A 16,809-nucleotide genomic window follows, 5' to 3' on the forward strand; every position below is an offset into this window, starting at 1 on the left:
CATCTACGGCATGAGGTCGGCGCTGAAGATCTGGGCGAGGCGCTCGGCGCGATCGGCCGCTTCGGTGCGGCGCTTCTCCGCCAGTCCATCGACGGCGGCGGCGACGGTGTCGGCGAAGATGCGCCCGCCCGACGCGTCGGGGTGGATCCGGTCGTCGGCGAGCATGTCCTCGTGCGGCGCGATAGCGCCCGACCAGTCCGCGACGACCACATTGCGGCGCTCCTCGGCGAACGCGGCGAGCTCGGCGTTGACGCCCGGGATCCAGTCGCGCGGCGCATACGCGTTCACGAGCACGAGGCCCCGCTGGGGGCCGACGGAGTCGGCCAGCTGCTCGAGCGCCCCGTGGTCGACGGGCCCGTTCGTGCCGAGCGCGACGACGACGTAGGGACGCAGTCTGCCGGCGGCCGCGAGATCGTCGACGATGCGCGGGCCCGCCCACATCGACCGTGACACCTCCGCATCGACGTCGACTCCCGGCAGGCGCTCGACGAGCCCGCCCGCCGAGGCCAGCATGACGGAGTCGCCGACGGCGGTGATCTGGTCGCCGGGGACGTCCGCGGGCGCGGCGGGCGCGGCATCCGACGGCGTCGGCGCGATGGGCGCCGGGGGAGCGTCGCGCATGGCCTCCGCGAGGGCCTCGCGGCCGGCGCGGACAGCGGCTTCGGCGCTGGACTCGTCGGGCGCTGCCGCAAGCGCCGCGCCCGTGCCGGCGAGCACGACCGCGCCGGCCAGCGCGACGCCGAGCACACGCAGGCGGGCGCGGGGTCCGCCGCGCAACCGGGCGGCGAGGGCGCGCGCCGACCTGCGGAAGCCCAGTCGTCGCACCGGCGTCTCGAGGAAGCGGAACGACAGAGCGGATGCCGCGGCCGTCGCCGCGAGGACACTCACGCCGATCCACACCGGCGCCGCCGCGACGGTGTGGCCGGGCGCGAACGCGGCCACCGCCAGCACCAGCAGCGGCCAGTGCCACAGGTAGATGCCGTACGAGCGGTCGCCGATCCAGCGCAGCGCCCGGACGTCGAGCGTGCGTCCGAACCAGGAGCCGGGCCAGACGCCGGCCACGATCGCGACGGCGCTGAGCAGGCTCGCCGCGAGGAGCGCACCCGGGAACGCCGTCACCGCGCCGCCGAGCGGCAGCGCCGTGAGGGCGACGAGCGCCGCGATCGCGACGACCCCGGCCCCACCGGTGACGCGGCGTGCGGCGGGGGAGTCCGCCCAGCGCGCACGTGACAGCGGGGCGAGCAGGAAGGCCAGGCCGACGCCCAGCAGCAGCCCGAACGCGTGCGTGTCGGTGCCGAAGTAGGCGCGCGTGAGATCACCGCCGCCGCCGGCGACCACGCCCATCCACACCGCCGAGCCGGCGGCCAGCGCGAACGCCGTCGCCGTGCGCCCCCAGGCGCGGGGCAGCAGCAGGAACAACGGGAAGAGGAGCGGCCAGAGAAGGTAGAACTGCTCTTCGACCGCAAGCGACCAGAAGTTGCGGAACAGCTCCGGTGTCGCGGCCGCGAAATACCCGCCGCCGCCGGCGATGGAAACCCAGTTGTAGCTGAAGGTGGCGGCGCCGAGCACTTGGGCGTCGAGATCGACGAGCACGTCGCCGCCGACGACCCACGCCAGCGCAGAGCACACGGCGACGACGACCGCGAGGGCCGGCAGCAGGCGCCGGGCGCGGCGCTGCCAGAACCGTCCGAGGGCGATGCGGCCGGTCGCCGTGCGCTCGCGCAGCAGGAGGCTCGTGATGAGGAACCCGCTGATGACGAAGAACACGTCGACGCCCAGGAAGCCGCCGGGCAGGAGGTGGAGCGGGAACAGGTGGTAGAACACGACGAGCGTCACCGCGATCGCGCGCATGCCGTCGAGCCCGGCGAAACGGGCGGCGGGCGGGGCAGCGGTGGGCGCAGTCGACGTCATGGCTTCTCGTGAACGAAGGTGGGGAACGGTAATCCTACGTGGGGACCCTGAAGGGCGACAGCTGCGGCTCACTAGGCTGGGCAGGTGCGCATCCGCCTCGACATCGCCTACGACGGTACGCACTTCCGCGGATGGGCGCGCCAGCCCGGGCTCCGCACGGTGCAGGAGACGCTCGAGTCGGCGCTCGCCCGGGTGCTCGGCGGCGAGCCGCGGCTGGTGGTCGCCGGTCGCACCGACGCCGGAGTCCATGCCACCGGCCAGGTCGCGCACGTCGACCTCGACGACGGCCAGGTGCAGCGCCTGCTCGCGCGGCAGGTGCGCGCCGGAACCCGGATGCCCACGCTCGACGACCGCGCCGCCGCCCTCGCGGCACGCATGACCGGTGTCGTCGGCTCGTACTCGGATGTGGCGGTGCTCGGCTCGCGCATCGCGCCCGCGGGCTTCGACGCCCGTTTCTCCGCCGTGTGGCGTCGCTACGAGTACCGGATCGGCGACAGCGTCACCGGGTACGACCCGCTCGAGCGCCATCGGACCACCACCGTGCGGGCATCCCTCGACACGGATGCCATGGATGCCGCGGCCCGCGCACTCATCGGCCTGCACGACTTCGCCGCCTACTGCAAACCGCGCGAAGAGGCGACCACGATCCGCACGCTGCTCGAGTTCGACTGGCACCGCGACGAGGCCGGGGTGCTGGTCGCCAACATCAAGGCGGACGCGTTCTGCCACAGCATGGTGCGCGCGCTGGTCGGCGCCTGCGTCGCCGTCGGCGACGGCAGGCTCGACGTCGACGACGTGGTCGACATCCGTGACGCGCAGGAGCGCGTGCCCGAGGTCAAGGTGCTCGCCGCGCGCGGGCTCACGCTGACCGCGGTCGGCTACCCCGCGGACGAGCTGCTGGCCCAGCGCGCCGAGCAGACGCGCGCGCGGCGCGACCGCGAGTGAGGGCTCCCCGCTAGACTGACCGGACGTTTCGGGCGGGGTCGACTTCGGGGGTCGTATGCGCAAGTGGAACCGGTTCGCCGGCGTCGTCGTGATGGGTGCGCTCGGTGTCTCGACTCTCGCGGCCTGCGGGCCGGCGCCGTGGGATCCGGCCGGCGGCAGCACGCCGACCGCGACGTCCACCGCCGTGCCCACACCGGTGCCCAACGACCTCTCGGGCGGGGCGACCCAGCGGCAGCTCGCGGCGGGCGCCGTGACCGCCACCGTCGACTACTGGTCGACGCTGTCGATGGACCAGTGGACCGCGGAGGCCGTCAAGCCCGTCAGCATCTCGCTGATCACGACCGTCCAGCCCGACGACGGGCAGAAGGTGTACCTGCAGCGCGCTTCGATGACCGCCGTCCCCTCGACGCCCACCGGAGCGCTCGAGGCTCTGGCGCCCCAGGTCGACGCCTCCACCGTGAGCCCCGGCTACCTGGTGCTCGATCCGTACAGCTACTCGCAGACGTTCAACGTCGGTCCGGTGCCGCCGGAGGCGACGTTCGTCACGCTGCAGTTCAGCTACGACTTCCTGGTGCAGACGACCCCGACGTCGAGCGAGTACGCCAAGCAGACGGCGACCGACACGATCACGGTAGCTCTGACTGGCTGATCAGGCGCTTCACGATCGTCGCGCCGACGCGCTCCCACCGGTCACCGCCCTTGCCGCTGGCCACCCGCGCAGCCTCGCGGCCGGTGTATACCAGCGTGTCGAGGTCGTAGCCGAGCACCGAGACCGGTGCCCAGCCGGCGCTCGCGGTCGGCCGGATCGGGATGGCGCCGTGCAGGTCCAGGAGGGTGACCCGCTCCAGGATGATGCGCAGCAGGTCGCGCACGGCGGCGTCTCCTCGGGGCACCAGGACGACCACGGCACCCGCCGAGGGCGAGCCGACGTCGGACTCGGCGGGGAACACGGTGCTCGCCTCGTCCTCGAGCCGCTCGGACAGCCGCGCGAAAGCCGCCGCGCCGGCTGTCTGGCGGATGTCGGCGGCATCGTCGAGTCCCAGGTAGACGACGGACCAGGGCTCCGACGTCTTCTGGGCCCGCATCAGCCGGTCGCTCGCGGTGCGCTCGAACTGCTGCCAGGCGGTCGACACCGTTGCGGGCCGCCCCAGGCCGCTGTCGCGCGCGGTGGGCCCGACGACCGCGATCAGCGCGCAGGCGACGTAGACCAGCATCCCGATCGATGAGACGAGGCGCACCAGCGTGAAGTCGTCGCCGCCCGACGGCGGGAAGACGAAACCCGCGACGAACGTGGCGACACCGGTGACGAAGAAGGCGACGGACACGATCACCAGGGGCAGCAGCAGCCTGTCGCTGCGCCGGCTCGCCGAGCGCGCCCAGTCGAGCACGAACAGGCCGGCGAAGACGGACGCCGCGAAGAAGACGGTGCGATACGTCACGGTGAACCATGACATGTCGTTGACGGTCGCGAGCGCCAGGGCCGAGCCGCCGGCGAGGAGCGCACCCGCCCAGAGATGCGGACGCAGCCCCCAGGCCGCCCGGAACCCCGACCAGAGGAAGGCGGGAGCGCCCATGAGAGCTCCCAGGGAGGCGCGGCGGAGCGCCTCAGTGTCGGTGATCTCGCCGGCGACCACGCCGTAGGTCGCGAGCATCGAGAGGGTGAACGCGATGCTCCAGTACAGCGTCGGCAGTCCCGGCCGCACGAGGAACGCGATGCCGATGGTCAGCGCCGTGGCGAGCGTCGTGATCACCGCCTGCGCGATGCCGAGATCGACGCCCGAGCCGGCGATGAGGTCGGTCATGCGGGTCCTTCCGTGATGGTCGCCGCCAAGGGCAGGCGGATGGTGACGGTCGTGCCCGCGCCCACCTCGCTGTCGATCTCCAGGGTGCCGCCGTGCGCGAGCACGATGTCGTTGCTGATGCCGAGCCCGAGCCCGGTGCCGCCGGACTTCTTCTTCGCCTCGCTGGTGCGGAAGTAGGGCGTCAGGATGTGGGGGAGGTCGTCGGCGCCGATGCCGATGCCGCTGTCGGCCACGGTCAGCACGACGGTGTCGCCCTCGACGGCGCCGGTGATGCGCACCCGTCCCTCTCGCGGGGTGTACTTGAGGGCGTTGCTGACGACGTTGTCGACCACCTGGCGCAGCCGGAAGCCGTCGGCGGTGATCGGCAGCGGCTCGTCGGCGCGCACGTCGACCGAGATGTCGTCGGCGACCGCGGTGGGGCGGAACGAGGCGACCGATTCGAGGAGGATCTGCTGCAGGTCGATGTCATCGACCTCGTCGCGGCCCGAGAAGCCGCGCCGTGAGGTCGTGACCAGGCTCTCGGTCATCGTGAGCATGCGGTCGCTCGCGGCGACGATGGACTCGAAGCGCTCGCGCGTTCGAGGAGTGAGCTCGTCGAGCTCGAGGGCCAGCTCGGCGTTGCCGATCATGACCGTGAGCGGATGCTTCAGCTCGTGGGAGGCCATCGCGGTGAAGCGCTCCCGCTCCCGCTGTGCGTAGGTGAGCGCCGTCACATCGTGCACGAGGAGCAGGATGCTGGAGTCCTCGTCGCCGCGGGCGGCCAGCCGTTTCGCCGTGACCGACAGCGCGCGCCATTCTCCTTGCGCGGTGAACAGCCACACCGAGGCGTCCGTGAAGGTCTCACCGCGGGCGGCGCGCGAGAACGGGCGCTCCGAGAAGGGCACCGGCATCCCTCGGAGGCCTGTGTATTCGACGGATTGGGCGGGACGCATCGGGTCGAGCGGGTCGAGGCCGTAGAGCCGCGAATACGCATCGTTGACGGCCAGCAGGGTGCCGTCCTCCGAGATCCGCGCGATGCCGGTGTCGATGCCGTTGAGGATCTCCATCGTCCGCCGCTCCTGGTCGGACCGACGGGAGAGGGTCGCGGTGAGACGGCCGGCCTGACGCCGCAGGAGCCGCCGCAGCGAGCGCGTCCTGCGCAGGGCGATGTGCGAGGTGATGCCGATGAAGGTCAGGGTGAGGAGCACCACGAAGACACGGAGCGCCGCCCAGGGCGCCGGGGTGCTCGCCGAGTCCAGCAGCAGGATGAGGCCGATCACCGCGAGCATCGCTGCCAGCGCCGTCGCCCGGAAATGCATGGCCACCCACATCACCGGAAACGCCCAGAGGTAGCCCAGGCGCAGTTCGGTGCCGGTCGACATGAGGCCGATCGCAAGAGCGTCCGCGAACGGGACCGCGAGCACGGCGGATGCCGGAATCTGCGACCACGGCACCGCCAGCGTCGCGAGCGTCAGGGTGATGACCAGGACGGTGCCGAGCAGGAAGTTCCAGTGACCGAACAGCTCGGGCTGCAGCACCATCACCAGGACCGCCGTGATCAGCACGCTCGCCGCGAGGACGAGCTGCGTGAGCCAGATCGACCGCGTGCGGGCGTCGGGCGTGCCCACGACGAGCATCGGTCGTGCAGCCCCGGTAGCCATGCCGCGATTCTATTGGCCCGGCCACCCGGCATTTCGGGCCGCGCCGCGAGAGTCGGCAGAAGGTCCCTTGCGGATGCCTTGCGCAAACCTTGCGGAAGCGCTCGCGGTCTCTCGGAGGTGCGTTGCGGTCGGCGGGGGAAGCTGTTCTCGTGCCGGAGACCCCGGCGCCCCGATCTCGAAAGGGACGAACGTGACACAACTGGTCCCGCTCACCCGCACCACGCGGACGCACCACAGCGAGGCGACCGCCGCGCTGGAGGATGTCACGACCGTCTCTTCCCACGGCTTCGCCGATGACTTCGAGGCGGTGCTCGACGACACCTCGGTGCACCGTTCGACCATCGGCTGCGTCATCCCGGCGTACAACGAGGAGGAGTCGATCGCACAGGTGATCGAATCGCTGCTCCGCCAGACCCGCGTGCCCGACGTGATCCACGTCGTCGTCAACAACACGTCCGACCGCACCGTGAGCATCGCCTCGACCTTCGCCGGACCCCACGAGATCGTCACCGAGCTGGGCGAGCAGTTCACCGAGGTGTTCGTCCATGACATCGGCAAGAACCCCGACAAGAAGGTCGGCGCACTGAACTACGGCTACACACTGGTCGAGGGCTACGACTACCTCCTCGGCGTCGACGGCGACACGGTCGCCGACGCGAAGGCGGTCGAGTACCTCGAGTCGGAGGCGACCTCCGACACCCGCATCGGCGGCATCTCGGCGATCTACTCGATCGACGAGAAGCCGATCAAGGGCGGCATCGCCAAGTTCCTCATCACCGGGCAGCGCGCGCAGTTCGCCGCCTTCAACCTGCACAACCTGCTGCGCGGTCGCAACATGGCCGTGCTCGGCGGGCAGTTCTCGATCTTCTCGACGCAGGCCCTCCGAGAGGTCATGAAGGAGAACCACCAGTCCACTCCGTGGGTCAAGGACTCCGAGGTCGAGGACTCGCTGCTGTCGCTGCAGATCAAGAGCGCCGGCTACCTCACCAAGATCAGCCCCTTCGCCCGCGCCGACGTCGGCGGGATGACGACCCTGCGCGCCCTCGACGCGCAGCAGGTGAAGTGGACCTACGGCGCCATCGAGCTCATGTGGCCGGGTCAGCGCGGCGACACCAAGGGTCAGCCGTTCCACCCGAACCTGCGGGTGCGGTGGCTCGAGAACTTCGGCATGCTGACGAACCTCTTCGTGCGCGTCGCGTTCGTCGCACTCCTTGCCGGATCGCTGTCGATCGGCGCGTTCGTGTTCTCGCCGTGGTGGCTGCTCGCACCCGCCGTCGCGATCGCCCTGAACACCCGCATGGCGCTCACCATGGGCAATCGCAGCGCGCGCGACATCGTGTTCGCCGTGACCCTCGTTCCGGCCGAGGTGTACATGTGGCTGCGACTCAGCTACTTCGCCCGTTCGTGGACGCGCTTCCTGTCGCGCAAGAAGGTCGACAACTGGGCGATGCAGGCCAAGGCCGAGCGCGGTGCAGGCCTCGGCCACTGGACGCCGCTGGTCGTCGTGGTCGCGGTCATCATCGCCATGGCCGTCATCTGGTCGATGCTCGGCCCGATGGTGCAGTCCACCATCCTATGGATCGGCTGGCCGATCGTCGGCGTCGTCACGGTGCTGCAGACACTGTCGATGTTCTTCAAGCTCATCCGTCGTCAGCACGGATACAAGGTCTGACCCGTACCCGAAACGGGTCGGAACTGGGGAAAGCGCCGCGGCTGGGGAGCACGGCGCGGGGGAGGAGGTGAGGGAGCCCGCCTGGGGGGAGAGGCGGGCGCCCTCTCCGAAGCCTGCGGAGGCATCTGCTCGTCTGGGGCGCAGCGGATGCCTCCGCTTCGGCGTTCGCCGGATCAGACCGCTTCGGAGGTGAGCCGGTAGCCCACGCCGCGCACCGTCTCGATGTAGCTGGGGTTCGCGGCGCTGTCGCCGAGCTTGCGTCGCAGATTCGTCATGTGCGCCTCGACGGCGCGCTTGTCGGCATCCCCCACGAAGTAGCTCGTGACGTAGGACTCGCCGCGCAGCACCAGCGTCAGATCGGCCTTGCTGCGGACGCGCCGCTTCGACTCGAGCAGCGTCGCGAGCAGGTCGAACTCGGTGCGCGTGAGGTCGAGCTCCTCGTCGCCGATCAGCACGATGCGGTTCTCGGGGTGCAGGCGGAGGTCACGGTGCACGAGCCATTCGCCGTCGCCGACGAGGGCGGGAACGGATGCCGCCACGGCAGGCACCGCGGTGATGGCGCTGGGCTCCTCGACGGCCGGGGTGTTGGTAGGGATGGACGTGGTCGCCGGACGGGCGTTCGGGAACGACGGACCCACGCTGCCCTGCGACGGCAGCGCCGCCGGCGCTGCGTTCCCCTCGGCGCTCGCGCGTGCACGGCGCATCAGAGCCTCGACGCGCGCCCGCAGCTCGCGGGGGCGGAACGGCTTGACGAGGTAGTCGTCGGCGCCGGCACCGAGCCCGGCGATCACGTCGGCCTCGTCGGTCAGGCCGGTCAGCATGATGATGAAGGTGTCGGACTGCGCGCGGATGCGCTTGGCCGCCTCGATGCCGTCGATACCCGGCATGTGGACGTCGATGGTGGTGAGCACCGGTTTGTAGGTCAGCACCGCGCGCACCCCGTCGATGCCGTTTCCGACCGAGACCGTCGAGAAGCCCGACGACTCGAGCACCTCGGCCAGGACGTGTCGGATCTCGGCGTCGTCCTCGATGATGACGGCGGTCTTCAGCTCGTCGGAAGGGGTGCTCATGCAGCGTCGTCCTCTCTCGGACGGTTGGTCCAACCTGCGCCGATGACCGACCCCAGCCGCGGCCCCCGACGCGTGCACAGTACCCCCGATGCTACACAACCCCGGGTAATGCCTGGTCCGGCCTCAATCCGAGACGACCACGTCCTGCGTGAGCTCGATCGCCGCTTCGTCCCACCATCGACCGGCCGCCGGGCCGCCGTTGCACTCGCCGTCGCTCTCGCCGGGCGGTTTGATCCACAGGTTGGTGTCGACGACGCTGTCGCCGATCGTGCCGCCGGGCTCGCCGACGAGGCGGCCGGGCGGGTTGCACCACTCGCCGTTCGAGCCGGCGCCGTTGCGCGAGGTGTCGATGACGGCGTGCAGCCCGTCGAGCCGCGCGGCGACGTCGTGGGCGTAAGCGACCTCGTCCGAGGTCGGCATGAAGTTCGACACGTTCGTCGCGAACCCGCGGATGCCGCGGCCGTAGTGGGCCGCCCGGTCGACCTGCTCGATGAGGTCGGCCATCTCGTCGGCGGGGAGCCAGTCGGAGTGGCCGCCGTCGACGTAGATCCACGTGCTCTCGGCGCCGATCGCGTCGACCGCCGCGCCGAGCTGCGCGACGCGCTCCGGCACGTTGCCGCACTCCGGCGCCAGCGCGAGGCTGTCGGGCTCGAGGATCACGATGGGCGACGTGTCGGTGGCGTCGCGCAGCGCCTGCCCGATGGCCTGCGTCCACTCGACGTACGCGTCGGCGTCGAGCCCGCCGGCGGACTGTCCGCCGCAGTCGCGCTCCGGCAGACCGTAGACGACGACTGCTATCCGCGCCGACTGCGCGCGCGCCTCAGTCGCCAGCTGGGCGATGCGCTCGCCGACGACGTCGACGGGATCGGCCTCGGGGGTGAGCCAGACAGCCGTGGGCTGATCGCTCAGATAGTGCGCGGCGTCGTGCTCGGCGCTTCCCGCGGGGGCGCGCGAGGCGGCATCCGCAGCCTTCGAAGAGGCGGAGGCGACGATCTTCGTGTCGCGCCCGGGAGGCTCGGGAGGCCGCCCTCCCAGGAGGACGACCGCGGTGACGACCGCGACGACGGCGACGGCGCCCGTGACCGCGAAGATGGAGACGGTCCGTCGCGACGTGGGCACGAAGGCGAGCCTACGAGAATCACGCCGGGCCGCGCGGACCCCGGCGTGTCGCTTCAGGCGGTTCGGGCGCGCGGGCTGCGCACGCGTGCGGCCGGTGCCGTGCGTGCCGACGACGCTCGTGCGCCGCGGCGGGCGGTGCCGCCGCGCTGCGGTCCGACGAGCTGGAGGAGGGCCGCGGCGAGGGGGCTCGCCGAAGCGGCTTCGGCTTCGTACGCGCCCGCGATGACGGATGCGGCATGCTCGAACTTCTTCGCCTCGTCGAGCGCCGTGCGCCGCTGGGCGACCACGCGGTCGGCGGCGGCGTACTCGGCGCGCAGGCGCGCGCGCTCGGTCTCGTCGAGGCCGGGGCGTCGTGCAGTCCGCTCCAGCGCCTCTCCGGCGCGGGCGCGGAGGGCGACGCTGCGGTGCAGCTCGCGCTCGGCCTGCTCGCGGGCGGCGCGGCTCGCGGTGAGGGCGTCGGCGAGTTCGGCGCGGACGGCGGATGTGGATGCTGCGGCCATGGGGTCCTCCCGGGTTGTCGGCACACCACTCCAGAGGGGCGGCATCCGGTTTTCGTACATCGGAGGATCCACGGTCCCTGTGAGGTCGTGATGTGGACTTGTCAAGGTCACGCGCACGCAACCCCGGCGGCATAGGCTGGCTCCGACATGAAGGTCATCTCGTACAACCTGCGCAAGCACCGGGCGGCGGGCGAACTCGCCCACCTGGTGGAGCGATACGGTGCGGACGTGCTCTGCCTGCAGGAGGCGGACACCACCGACATCCCCGATGAGATCTCAGGTCTGCGGCTGGCCGACTCGACGCAGCGCAACCGGCTGGGCCTCGCGCTGTACTACCGCGAGAACACCTATCGCGCCGTCGACGTGCGGGCGCTCGCGCTCAAGAAGTCGCTCCACGACCGGGTGCTGAAGCCGGCGGAGGAGCGGATGCTGGGTGTCAGGCTGCACGACATCGACGAGAACATCGACATCATCGTCGCCTCGTTCCACGCTGCCCCGCTCACCGCGCTGAACTCGCTGCGGCGCCACCAGATCCGCACTGCGCTGGGCGAGCTGCAGCAGCTGGGCGACGGGCTGCCGGCGCTCATGGTCGGCGACTACAACTACCCCGTGTTCAAGGAACGGCTGGGGCAGCACATCCGAGAGCAGGGCTACGAGCTCAACCTGTCGGACTCGCGCACGTACACCCGGTATCGGTTCTTCCGCGGTCACTACGACTTCGCGACGTCGGTCGGGTTCGAGATCGACCGGGTGCGCACCCTTCCCCAGGGGCTCAGCGATCACCTGCCCATCCTCGTGACCGCGCACGCCGCGGCGGGCGTGCGACGTGTCGTGGAAGTGCTCGACGCCGAGACCGGCGCCGCCTGAGTCGCAGTCCCACCCCGCCGTTTCAGGAGCCCCCTGTTTTCCTGACAGGCCGCGCGTACCATGGGGAGCGTGGCGAGGGGGACCGTCACGCACGCCGTATCCGAGGGTGTGCGAACTGGGGTTGCTTACGATGCCGGGGCAATGCCTGTTCCGGCGCGCCGCCGGCGGGTGTGGCCCTGGATCCTGTTCGGAGTCCTCGCCCTGCTGCTCGCGACCGCGGTGGTCGCCGGCGCGCTCACGATGCAGTTCTGGTCGGAAGCGCAGCGGGCCCGCGCCGCCGTCGGGCGAGCGGCATCCGGCATCGCAGAACTCCGCGGCAGCCTGGAGACGGCCGATGAGGCGCAGCTCCTCGCGGCGACCGACGCGATCCAGGCGAACGTCACGCTCGCCGTCCGGACGGTGGACGGCCCGTTGTGGGACCTCGCCTCTCGCGTGCCGTTCATCGGGCAGAACGTCGATGCGGTGCGGCGCGTGACGCATGCGGTCGACGTCCTCGTCGAGCGCGCCCTGACGCCGGGACTGCAGTTCCTGTCGGTCACCGACTTCGACGAGCTCGCACTCGACGGCGGCGGGATCGACCTCGAGCCGTTCCGGCAGGTGCAGAGCTCGATCCCCGAGATCGCCGCCGCCTTCGCGGACGCGCAGGCCATCGTCGCGCCGATCGACACGGCGACGCTGCTTCCCGAGGTGAGCGAGTCGATCTCCGACATCCTCACCTTCATCGACCTTGCGACTCCGGCGCTCGGGGTGGCCGAGAAGTACCTGCCGACGCTTCTGGACATGGCGGGGTCGGGCGGGACCAGGACCTACCTCCTGATCTTCCAGAACAACGCCGAGATCCGGGCCACGGGCGGCAACCCCGCGGCGAGCATGATCGTGACGCTCACGGACGGCAAGCTCGGGTACGTGGATCAGGCGAGTTCGCAGACGTTCTACGACGCCGGAACGCAGGACGACGTGTACGTGGCGCTGCCCGCCGAGACCACCGGACTGTATCTGCCCACGTTGGCGAAGCACTCGCAGGACTACACCTTCACGCCCGACTTCCCGACGACGGCGCAGCTTTTCCAAGCCCTGTGGATACACACGACCGGCGCGACGTTCGACGGCGTGGTTTCGATCGACCCCGTCGTGCTCTCCTACATGCTCGCCGTCGCCGGACCCGTGACGCTCGGCACGGGAGACCAACTCACCGCCGACAACGCGGTCTCGGTGCTGCTGCGTGACGCGTACGAGCGCTATCCCGAGAGCCGCGACTCCGACCGTTTCTTCGCGGATGCCGCCAAGCAGGTGTTCGTGCACCTGACCACCTCGGCCTGGGACCCGCTGCAGATGCTCGAAGCGCTGAAGAGGGGTGCCGCAGAGCAGCGGGTCAACCTGGCTTTCGTCGACCCTGCGGCGCAGGCGCTCGCAGTCGAACTCGGTGTGGACGGCGCGCTGGCAGGCGACACCACGACGCAGACGCAGGTGGGGATCTACCTGAACGACTCCTCCGTCAGCAAGCTCGAGTACCACCTGACGACGTCGATCATCGCGACGTGCGACGCCGCGGCGCGGACGATCACGACCACGATGACGCTGGCCAACGGCATCGGCGACGACATCCGAAGCCCGTACACGCTCGGGCTCCGTAACTGGCAGTTCGGCCTGCCGCGCACCACGATGATCCTCGACGTGCTGTTCTTCGCGCCTCCCGGTGGGCAGATCACGCACACCGTCCCGGCGAAGGGGGACGTCGCGCGGTGGGAGCGCAGCGGCGTCGAGAAGGGCAACTCCGCAGTGAGCAAGACGGTGTTCGTCGGCAAGGGACAGACCGTGACCACCTCCTTCACGGTCGCCCTGCCGTCCGGAGACCTCGGTCCGCTGCGACTGCGCTACAGCCCCACGGCTACCGCGACGCCCGTCACGATCGACCCGAGCTGCGCCGGGCTCTTCCCCGCCGCCGGGTGACCGCCCGGGTCGGTCAGAGGAGCGTCGGATCCGGGTCGTCCCACTTCTCGACGCCCTGCACCACCCAGAACGAGAAGAACAGCGCGAGGGCGATCCCCTCGACGATGAGGACGATCGGGATGCCGGAGCCGTCGGCCTGCGGCAGCAGGATGACGTACGCGATCAGCGTGAGCACGAGTCCCACGGCGATGACCGTATAGAGCACGCGGAACACCGGAGTCGGCTGCGGACCCCGGCGGGGGAAGGCGTTGCGCACCGCGACCGCCGCGAACAGCGCGAAGAAGGCCGTCGTCGCGACGAAGTGCGCCTGCTGCAGGAACGCGCTGCGTGCGAACGCCCACGTGAGTCCCGTGACGGCGAGGACGATCACGGCGACCAGCAGCGAAGGCCACACGGCGGTCAGCGAGACCTGACCCAGGGCGGCGAGCACGAGGGCGACCAGGAGCACGAGGGCGCCCAGCACCAGGTACACGGAGACTCCGTTCGCGGCATCCGCTTCATACTGCGGCGGAAAGCACCGCTGCGTGCAGTCGACGACGACGCCGGGCACGGCATCCGGTGACACGGTCGTCGGCACGAGGGCGATGAGGGGTGCGAACAGCGCGGCGGCGTCGAGGAGCGCACGCTCGGCGCCGCGACCGGACAGTGCGAAGAGCGCGAGGGATACCGCGATCAGCGCTCCGACGAACACGTCGCGGGCGGGCGTGTAGAAGTAGTCGCTCACCGACGTGAGCCACCCGTAGGTGGTCGCCGCCTGCGCGATCGCGACGAAGATCGCGACGACAGTGCCGGCGATGCCGATCCGCAGGTACCGGTAGGTGCGCTCGAGCGAGGTCGACACGGCGGGAGAGCGCGAGCCGCAGGTCAGCGCGAGTCGCGTGAGCGGCGCACGGCCGCGACGACCGCGAGCGCGGCGCCGGCGAGCAGGAGCGCGCCGCCGCCGATCCAGAGGCCGATGGTCTGGCCCTGGTCGAGACCGGTGGAGGGCAGGCCGTCGGCGCCGGTGATGGTGACGGCCGCGGTGCCGCCCGCGGAAGTCGCCGACACCGCTGCGATGTTGTACGTTCCCGTCGCGTTGGACGGGAGGGTGATGTCGATGGGGGCGAGCGAGCCGTCCTCGGCCGAGGTCGTCGTGTCGCTGGCCGTGCTGATGGCGAAGCGCACCATGCCGATGCTCGCTTCGGCGCCGTTCTCACCGGTGACGGTGATGGTCACCGTCTCATCGGACGAGAACGTCTCGGACGCACATGCGAAGACGATGGTGCCGCCCGCCTGCGCCGTCGCCGGGGTGGTCGTGCACGAGCCCGACGGCGGATAGATCGTCGACGCGCTCGCCGCCACGGGCGCCGCGATCACGGCTCCGAGTGCGAGCGTCGCGACGAGGGCAGCTCGGGGGAGGAACCGGGGCATAGGTGTACTGGCGATGTGGGGCATCGAGAGCAGTCTACGAACCTCCGCACACTGCGGCAACCGCGGCGGGCGGTGCGAGCGTCGGGGTCATGGCGGCTTCGAGGGTCGAGGCGACCGGTGCGGCGGCCCGCGCGACGACCGTGGCGGTCGCCGTCTGGCCGGGCGGGAGGTCGATCGCGAAGCTCAGGACGCGGCGTCCGTCGTGCGTTCCGCCGCCGAATCCCGAGCCATCGGACATCGTCGCGTCGATCAGCTCGAAGCCCTCGGGCAGGTACAGGTAGCCGATCGTGCGGGTGATCCCGGCGGGTACGCCGAAGGCGCCGTTGCCGGTGACGTAGGCCGGAAGATTGGCGGCGTCGGCCGGCGCGGTGTTGCCGATTGTGACGGTGAGCACGGCGTCGCCCGTCGCCCGGCCTGCGGCGTCGAGGGTGCAGCCGTCCCAGGCGAGGGTCGCGGAGGCGTTCTGGTAGAAGTCCATCTTCGAGCCGGTGCCGTCGTTGACGTAGACGCCGAAGCGCGCTGCCTCGTCGTCCGATTCGGGCAGGCCGCCGGCGAGTGTGGTGCCGGCCAGGATGCTCTGCTCCTCCTCGTGCGCGCTCCACAGCAGCAGGCGGTCCTCGTCACCGGCCCGGGTGAGCGCGGCCACGAGTGCGGCGGGGTCGACGTCGCCGCCCGACAGCTTCGCGAACACCGACGCGGCGGCGACGGCGAAGAAGGCGTCCTGGTCGGCCGGTCGCGGGTAGCGCGCGTACACCTCGTTGAGCAGCAGCGGCACGGCGGTGTCGGGCGACAGCACGTCGCCGGTGGGCAGGGTGATCGGTCCGGTGGCTTGAAGTAGGTACGACAGCGCGACGGGGTCGATCGCCATAACGCCGTCGACCTGCTGTCCGCCGTGCTCGCGCGCCCACATCTCGCGCGCGAGGGTGGCGCTCACCGTGAAGTCGGGCACCTGGGTCACGTTCTGGATGAATCGCGCGGGGCGATCGCCATAGATGGCGGTGATCTCCTCGTCGAGCGGCAGCACGGCGTCGTCGTAGCGCTGGTAGTCGCTCGACGATTCCTGTGCGGCGAGACTCAGCGTGCCGCCCTCGGTGTGGATGAGCGCCATGGCGCCGGGGATGCCCGCCAGCGAGCGCCATTCTGCGTTGTTCTGGAAGAGCACGAGGTAGTTGCGGGGTCCGTCGGCGCCCAGCATCGACGGGATGAGCTGTGTGGCCCGAGCGAGCGCGTCGGTGGCGGTCCCTGCCTCGGTCAGGAGCCCGTCGACCTCGTCGACGGCGGTGCGGACGGGGGCGACCAGTGCGGTGCGGTCGATCGCCGAGATGGATGCCGCGGCCGCTCCGACCCCGTCGGTCGCGGTCTTCGCCGCGCCGCTGATCTGCTGCAGCGGAGCGAGATCGAGGCGCCCGCCCTGCGGGCGAAGGGCGTCGACCTGGAACGATGCGGCGACCTCGGAGAGCGGTCGCAGCGCGGTGCTCGCCACGCCGTCGAGGGATTCGGCGACGGTGGCGACGGCCGCGAGCTGGGGGCCGACCCACGGGAGGCCTTCGGCGAGGCTCCACACCGGGTCGGAGGTGAGGGCGTGGGCTGCGCCGGTGTCGGCGGCGAGCGAGGCGATCGCGTCGCTCGCGGTCGCGGGGTCGGCGAGGCTGTCGCGGACGGCGACGGCCGTCTGCTGAGCGTCGCGCAGGTGGCTGTACGCGAGTGCACCACGGATGCCGACCCACGCGGCGCCGAGGATCGCGACCAGCAGCACCACGCCGAGGATGACGGCGAAGACGGTGCCACCGATGCGCGCGGAGCGGGGCAGAGGCGAGTCGGTCACCGATCCACCATACGATGCGGCGCGCGGCGATCCTGAGCGTGAGACCCGTTGCGAAACGTCCCAGTCGACCGCCGGCAACATGCCGAGCGTATGGTGGG

14 protein-coding genes are annotated in these 16,809 nt (G+C 71.0%); 5 read left to right on the forward strand and 9 right to left on the reverse strand.

Annotation, left to right across the window (positions count from 1 at the left end):
• Window positions 1–3 precede the first annotated feature (3 nt).
• Complete coding sequence (locus Q9R08_RS10020) at window positions 4–1,911, reverse strand: acyltransferase family protein (protein WP_308867857.1); 1,908 nt, start codon at window positions 1,909–1,911, stop codon at window positions 4–6.
• Window positions 1,912–1,995: 84 nt separating this feature from the next.
• Between Q9R08_RS10020 and truA the strand changes: the two genes are divergently transcribed.
• Together truA and Q9R08_RS10030 are read left to right on the forward strand one after the other, a co-directional pair.
• On the forward strand, window positions 1,996–2,856 hold the full coding sequence (truA, locus tag Q9R08_RS10025) for a tRNA pseudouridine(38-40) synthase TruA (protein ID WP_308867858.1): 861 nt from the start codon (window positions 1,996–1,998) through the stop codon (window positions 2,854–2,856).
• A gap of 55 nt (window positions 2,857–2,911) precedes the next feature.
• Window positions 2,912–3,505, forward strand: a complete 594-nt coding sequence (locus Q9R08_RS10030) for a hypothetical protein (protein ID WP_308867859.1) — start codon at window positions 2,912–2,914, stop codon at window positions 3,503–3,505.
• On the opposite strand, the gene Q9R08_RS10035 is transcribed toward Q9R08_RS10030, so the two are convergent.
• Window positions 3,483–4,658, reverse strand: a complete 1,176-nt coding sequence (locus Q9R08_RS10035) for a hypothetical protein (protein WP_308867860.1) — start codon at window positions 4,656–4,658, stop codon at window positions 3,483–3,485. The genes Q9R08_RS10030 and Q9R08_RS10035 overlap by 23 nt on opposite strands.
• Window positions 4,655–6,298: a sensor histidine kinase gene (locus tag Q9R08_RS10040; RefSeq protein ID WP_308867861.1), complete on the reverse strand. Its 1,644-nt coding sequence runs from the start codon at window positions 6,296–6,298 to the stop codon at window positions 4,655–4,657. Before Q9R08_RS10040 ends, Q9R08_RS10035 begins: the two co-directional genes overlap by 4 nt.
• Before the next feature lie 190 nt (window positions 6,299–6,488).
• Between Q9R08_RS10040 and Q9R08_RS10045 the strand changes: the two genes are divergently transcribed.
• On the forward strand, window positions 6,489–7,970 hold the full coding sequence (locus Q9R08_RS10045; protein ID WP_418001341.1) for a glycosyltransferase family 2 protein: 1,482 nt from the start codon (window positions 6,489–6,491) through the stop codon (window positions 7,968–7,970).
• Between the two features lie 173 nt (window positions 7,971–8,143).
• Here Q9R08_RS10045 and Q9R08_RS10050 read toward each other — a convergent pair whose 3' ends face one another.
• The 3 genes from Q9R08_RS10050 to Q9R08_RS10060 form a co-directional block, all read right to left on the reverse strand.
• Entirely contained in the window at window positions 8,144–9,040 is an 897-nt protein-coding gene (locus tag Q9R08_RS10050) for a response regulator transcription factor (RefSeq protein ID WP_308867862.1), read from the reverse strand.
• 123 nt (window positions 9,041–9,163) lie between these two features.
• Window positions 9,164–10,159, reverse strand: coding sequence for a glycoside hydrolase family 6 protein (locus Q9R08_RS10055; protein WP_308867863.1), 996 nt, complete (start codon window positions 10,157–10,159; stop codon window positions 9,164–9,166).
• Between the two features lie 53 nt (window positions 10,160–10,212).
• Complete coding sequence (locus Q9R08_RS10060; RefSeq protein WP_308867864.1) at window positions 10,213–10,659, reverse strand: hypothetical protein; 447 nt, start codon at window positions 10,657–10,659, stop codon at window positions 10,213–10,215.
• A 147-nt stretch (window positions 10,660–10,806) separates the two neighbouring features.
• Between Q9R08_RS10060 and Q9R08_RS10065 the strand changes: the two genes are divergently transcribed.
• Window positions 10,807–11,526 carry an endonuclease/exonuclease/phosphatase family protein gene (locus Q9R08_RS10065; RefSeq protein WP_308867865.1) on the forward strand — a complete coding sequence of 240 codons (720 nt, stop codon included), beginning with the start codon at window positions 10,807–10,809 and terminating at the stop codon, window positions 11,524–11,526.
• A gap of 141 nt (window positions 11,527–11,667) precedes the next feature.
• Entirely contained in the window at window positions 11,668–13,476 is a 1,809-nt protein-coding gene (locus Q9R08_RS10070) for a DUF4012 domain-containing protein (protein ID WP_308867866.1), read from the forward strand.
• A 13-nt stretch (window positions 13,477–13,489) separates the two neighbouring features.
• Here Q9R08_RS10070 and Q9R08_RS10075 read toward each other — a convergent pair whose 3' ends face one another.
• Genes Q9R08_RS10075 through Q9R08_RS10085 form a run of 3 tightly spaced genes read right to left on the reverse strand, consistent with a single transcriptional unit; the run spans window position 13,490 to window position 16,711 of the window.
• Window positions 13,490–14,317, reverse strand: coding sequence for a hypothetical protein (locus Q9R08_RS10075; protein WP_308867867.1), 828 nt, complete (start codon window positions 14,315–14,317; stop codon window positions 13,490–13,492).
• A gap of 23 nt (window positions 14,318–14,340) precedes the next feature.
• Complete coding sequence (locus tag Q9R08_RS10080) at window positions 14,341–14,910, reverse strand: LPXTG cell wall anchor domain-containing protein (protein ID WP_308867868.1); 570 nt, start codon at window positions 14,908–14,910, stop codon at window positions 14,341–14,343.
• A 10-nt stretch (window positions 14,911–14,920) separates the two neighbouring features.
• Entirely contained in the window at window positions 14,921–16,711 is a 1,791-nt protein-coding gene (locus Q9R08_RS10085; protein WP_308867869.1) for a DUF4012 domain-containing protein, read from the reverse strand.
• Window positions 16,712–16,809 lie beyond the last annotated feature (98 nt).

Source organism: Microbacterium psychrotolerans (assembly GCF_031085295.1).
GTDB lineage: Bacteria > Actinomycetota > Actinomycetes > Actinomycetales > Microbacteriaceae > Microbacterium > Microbacterium psychrotolerans.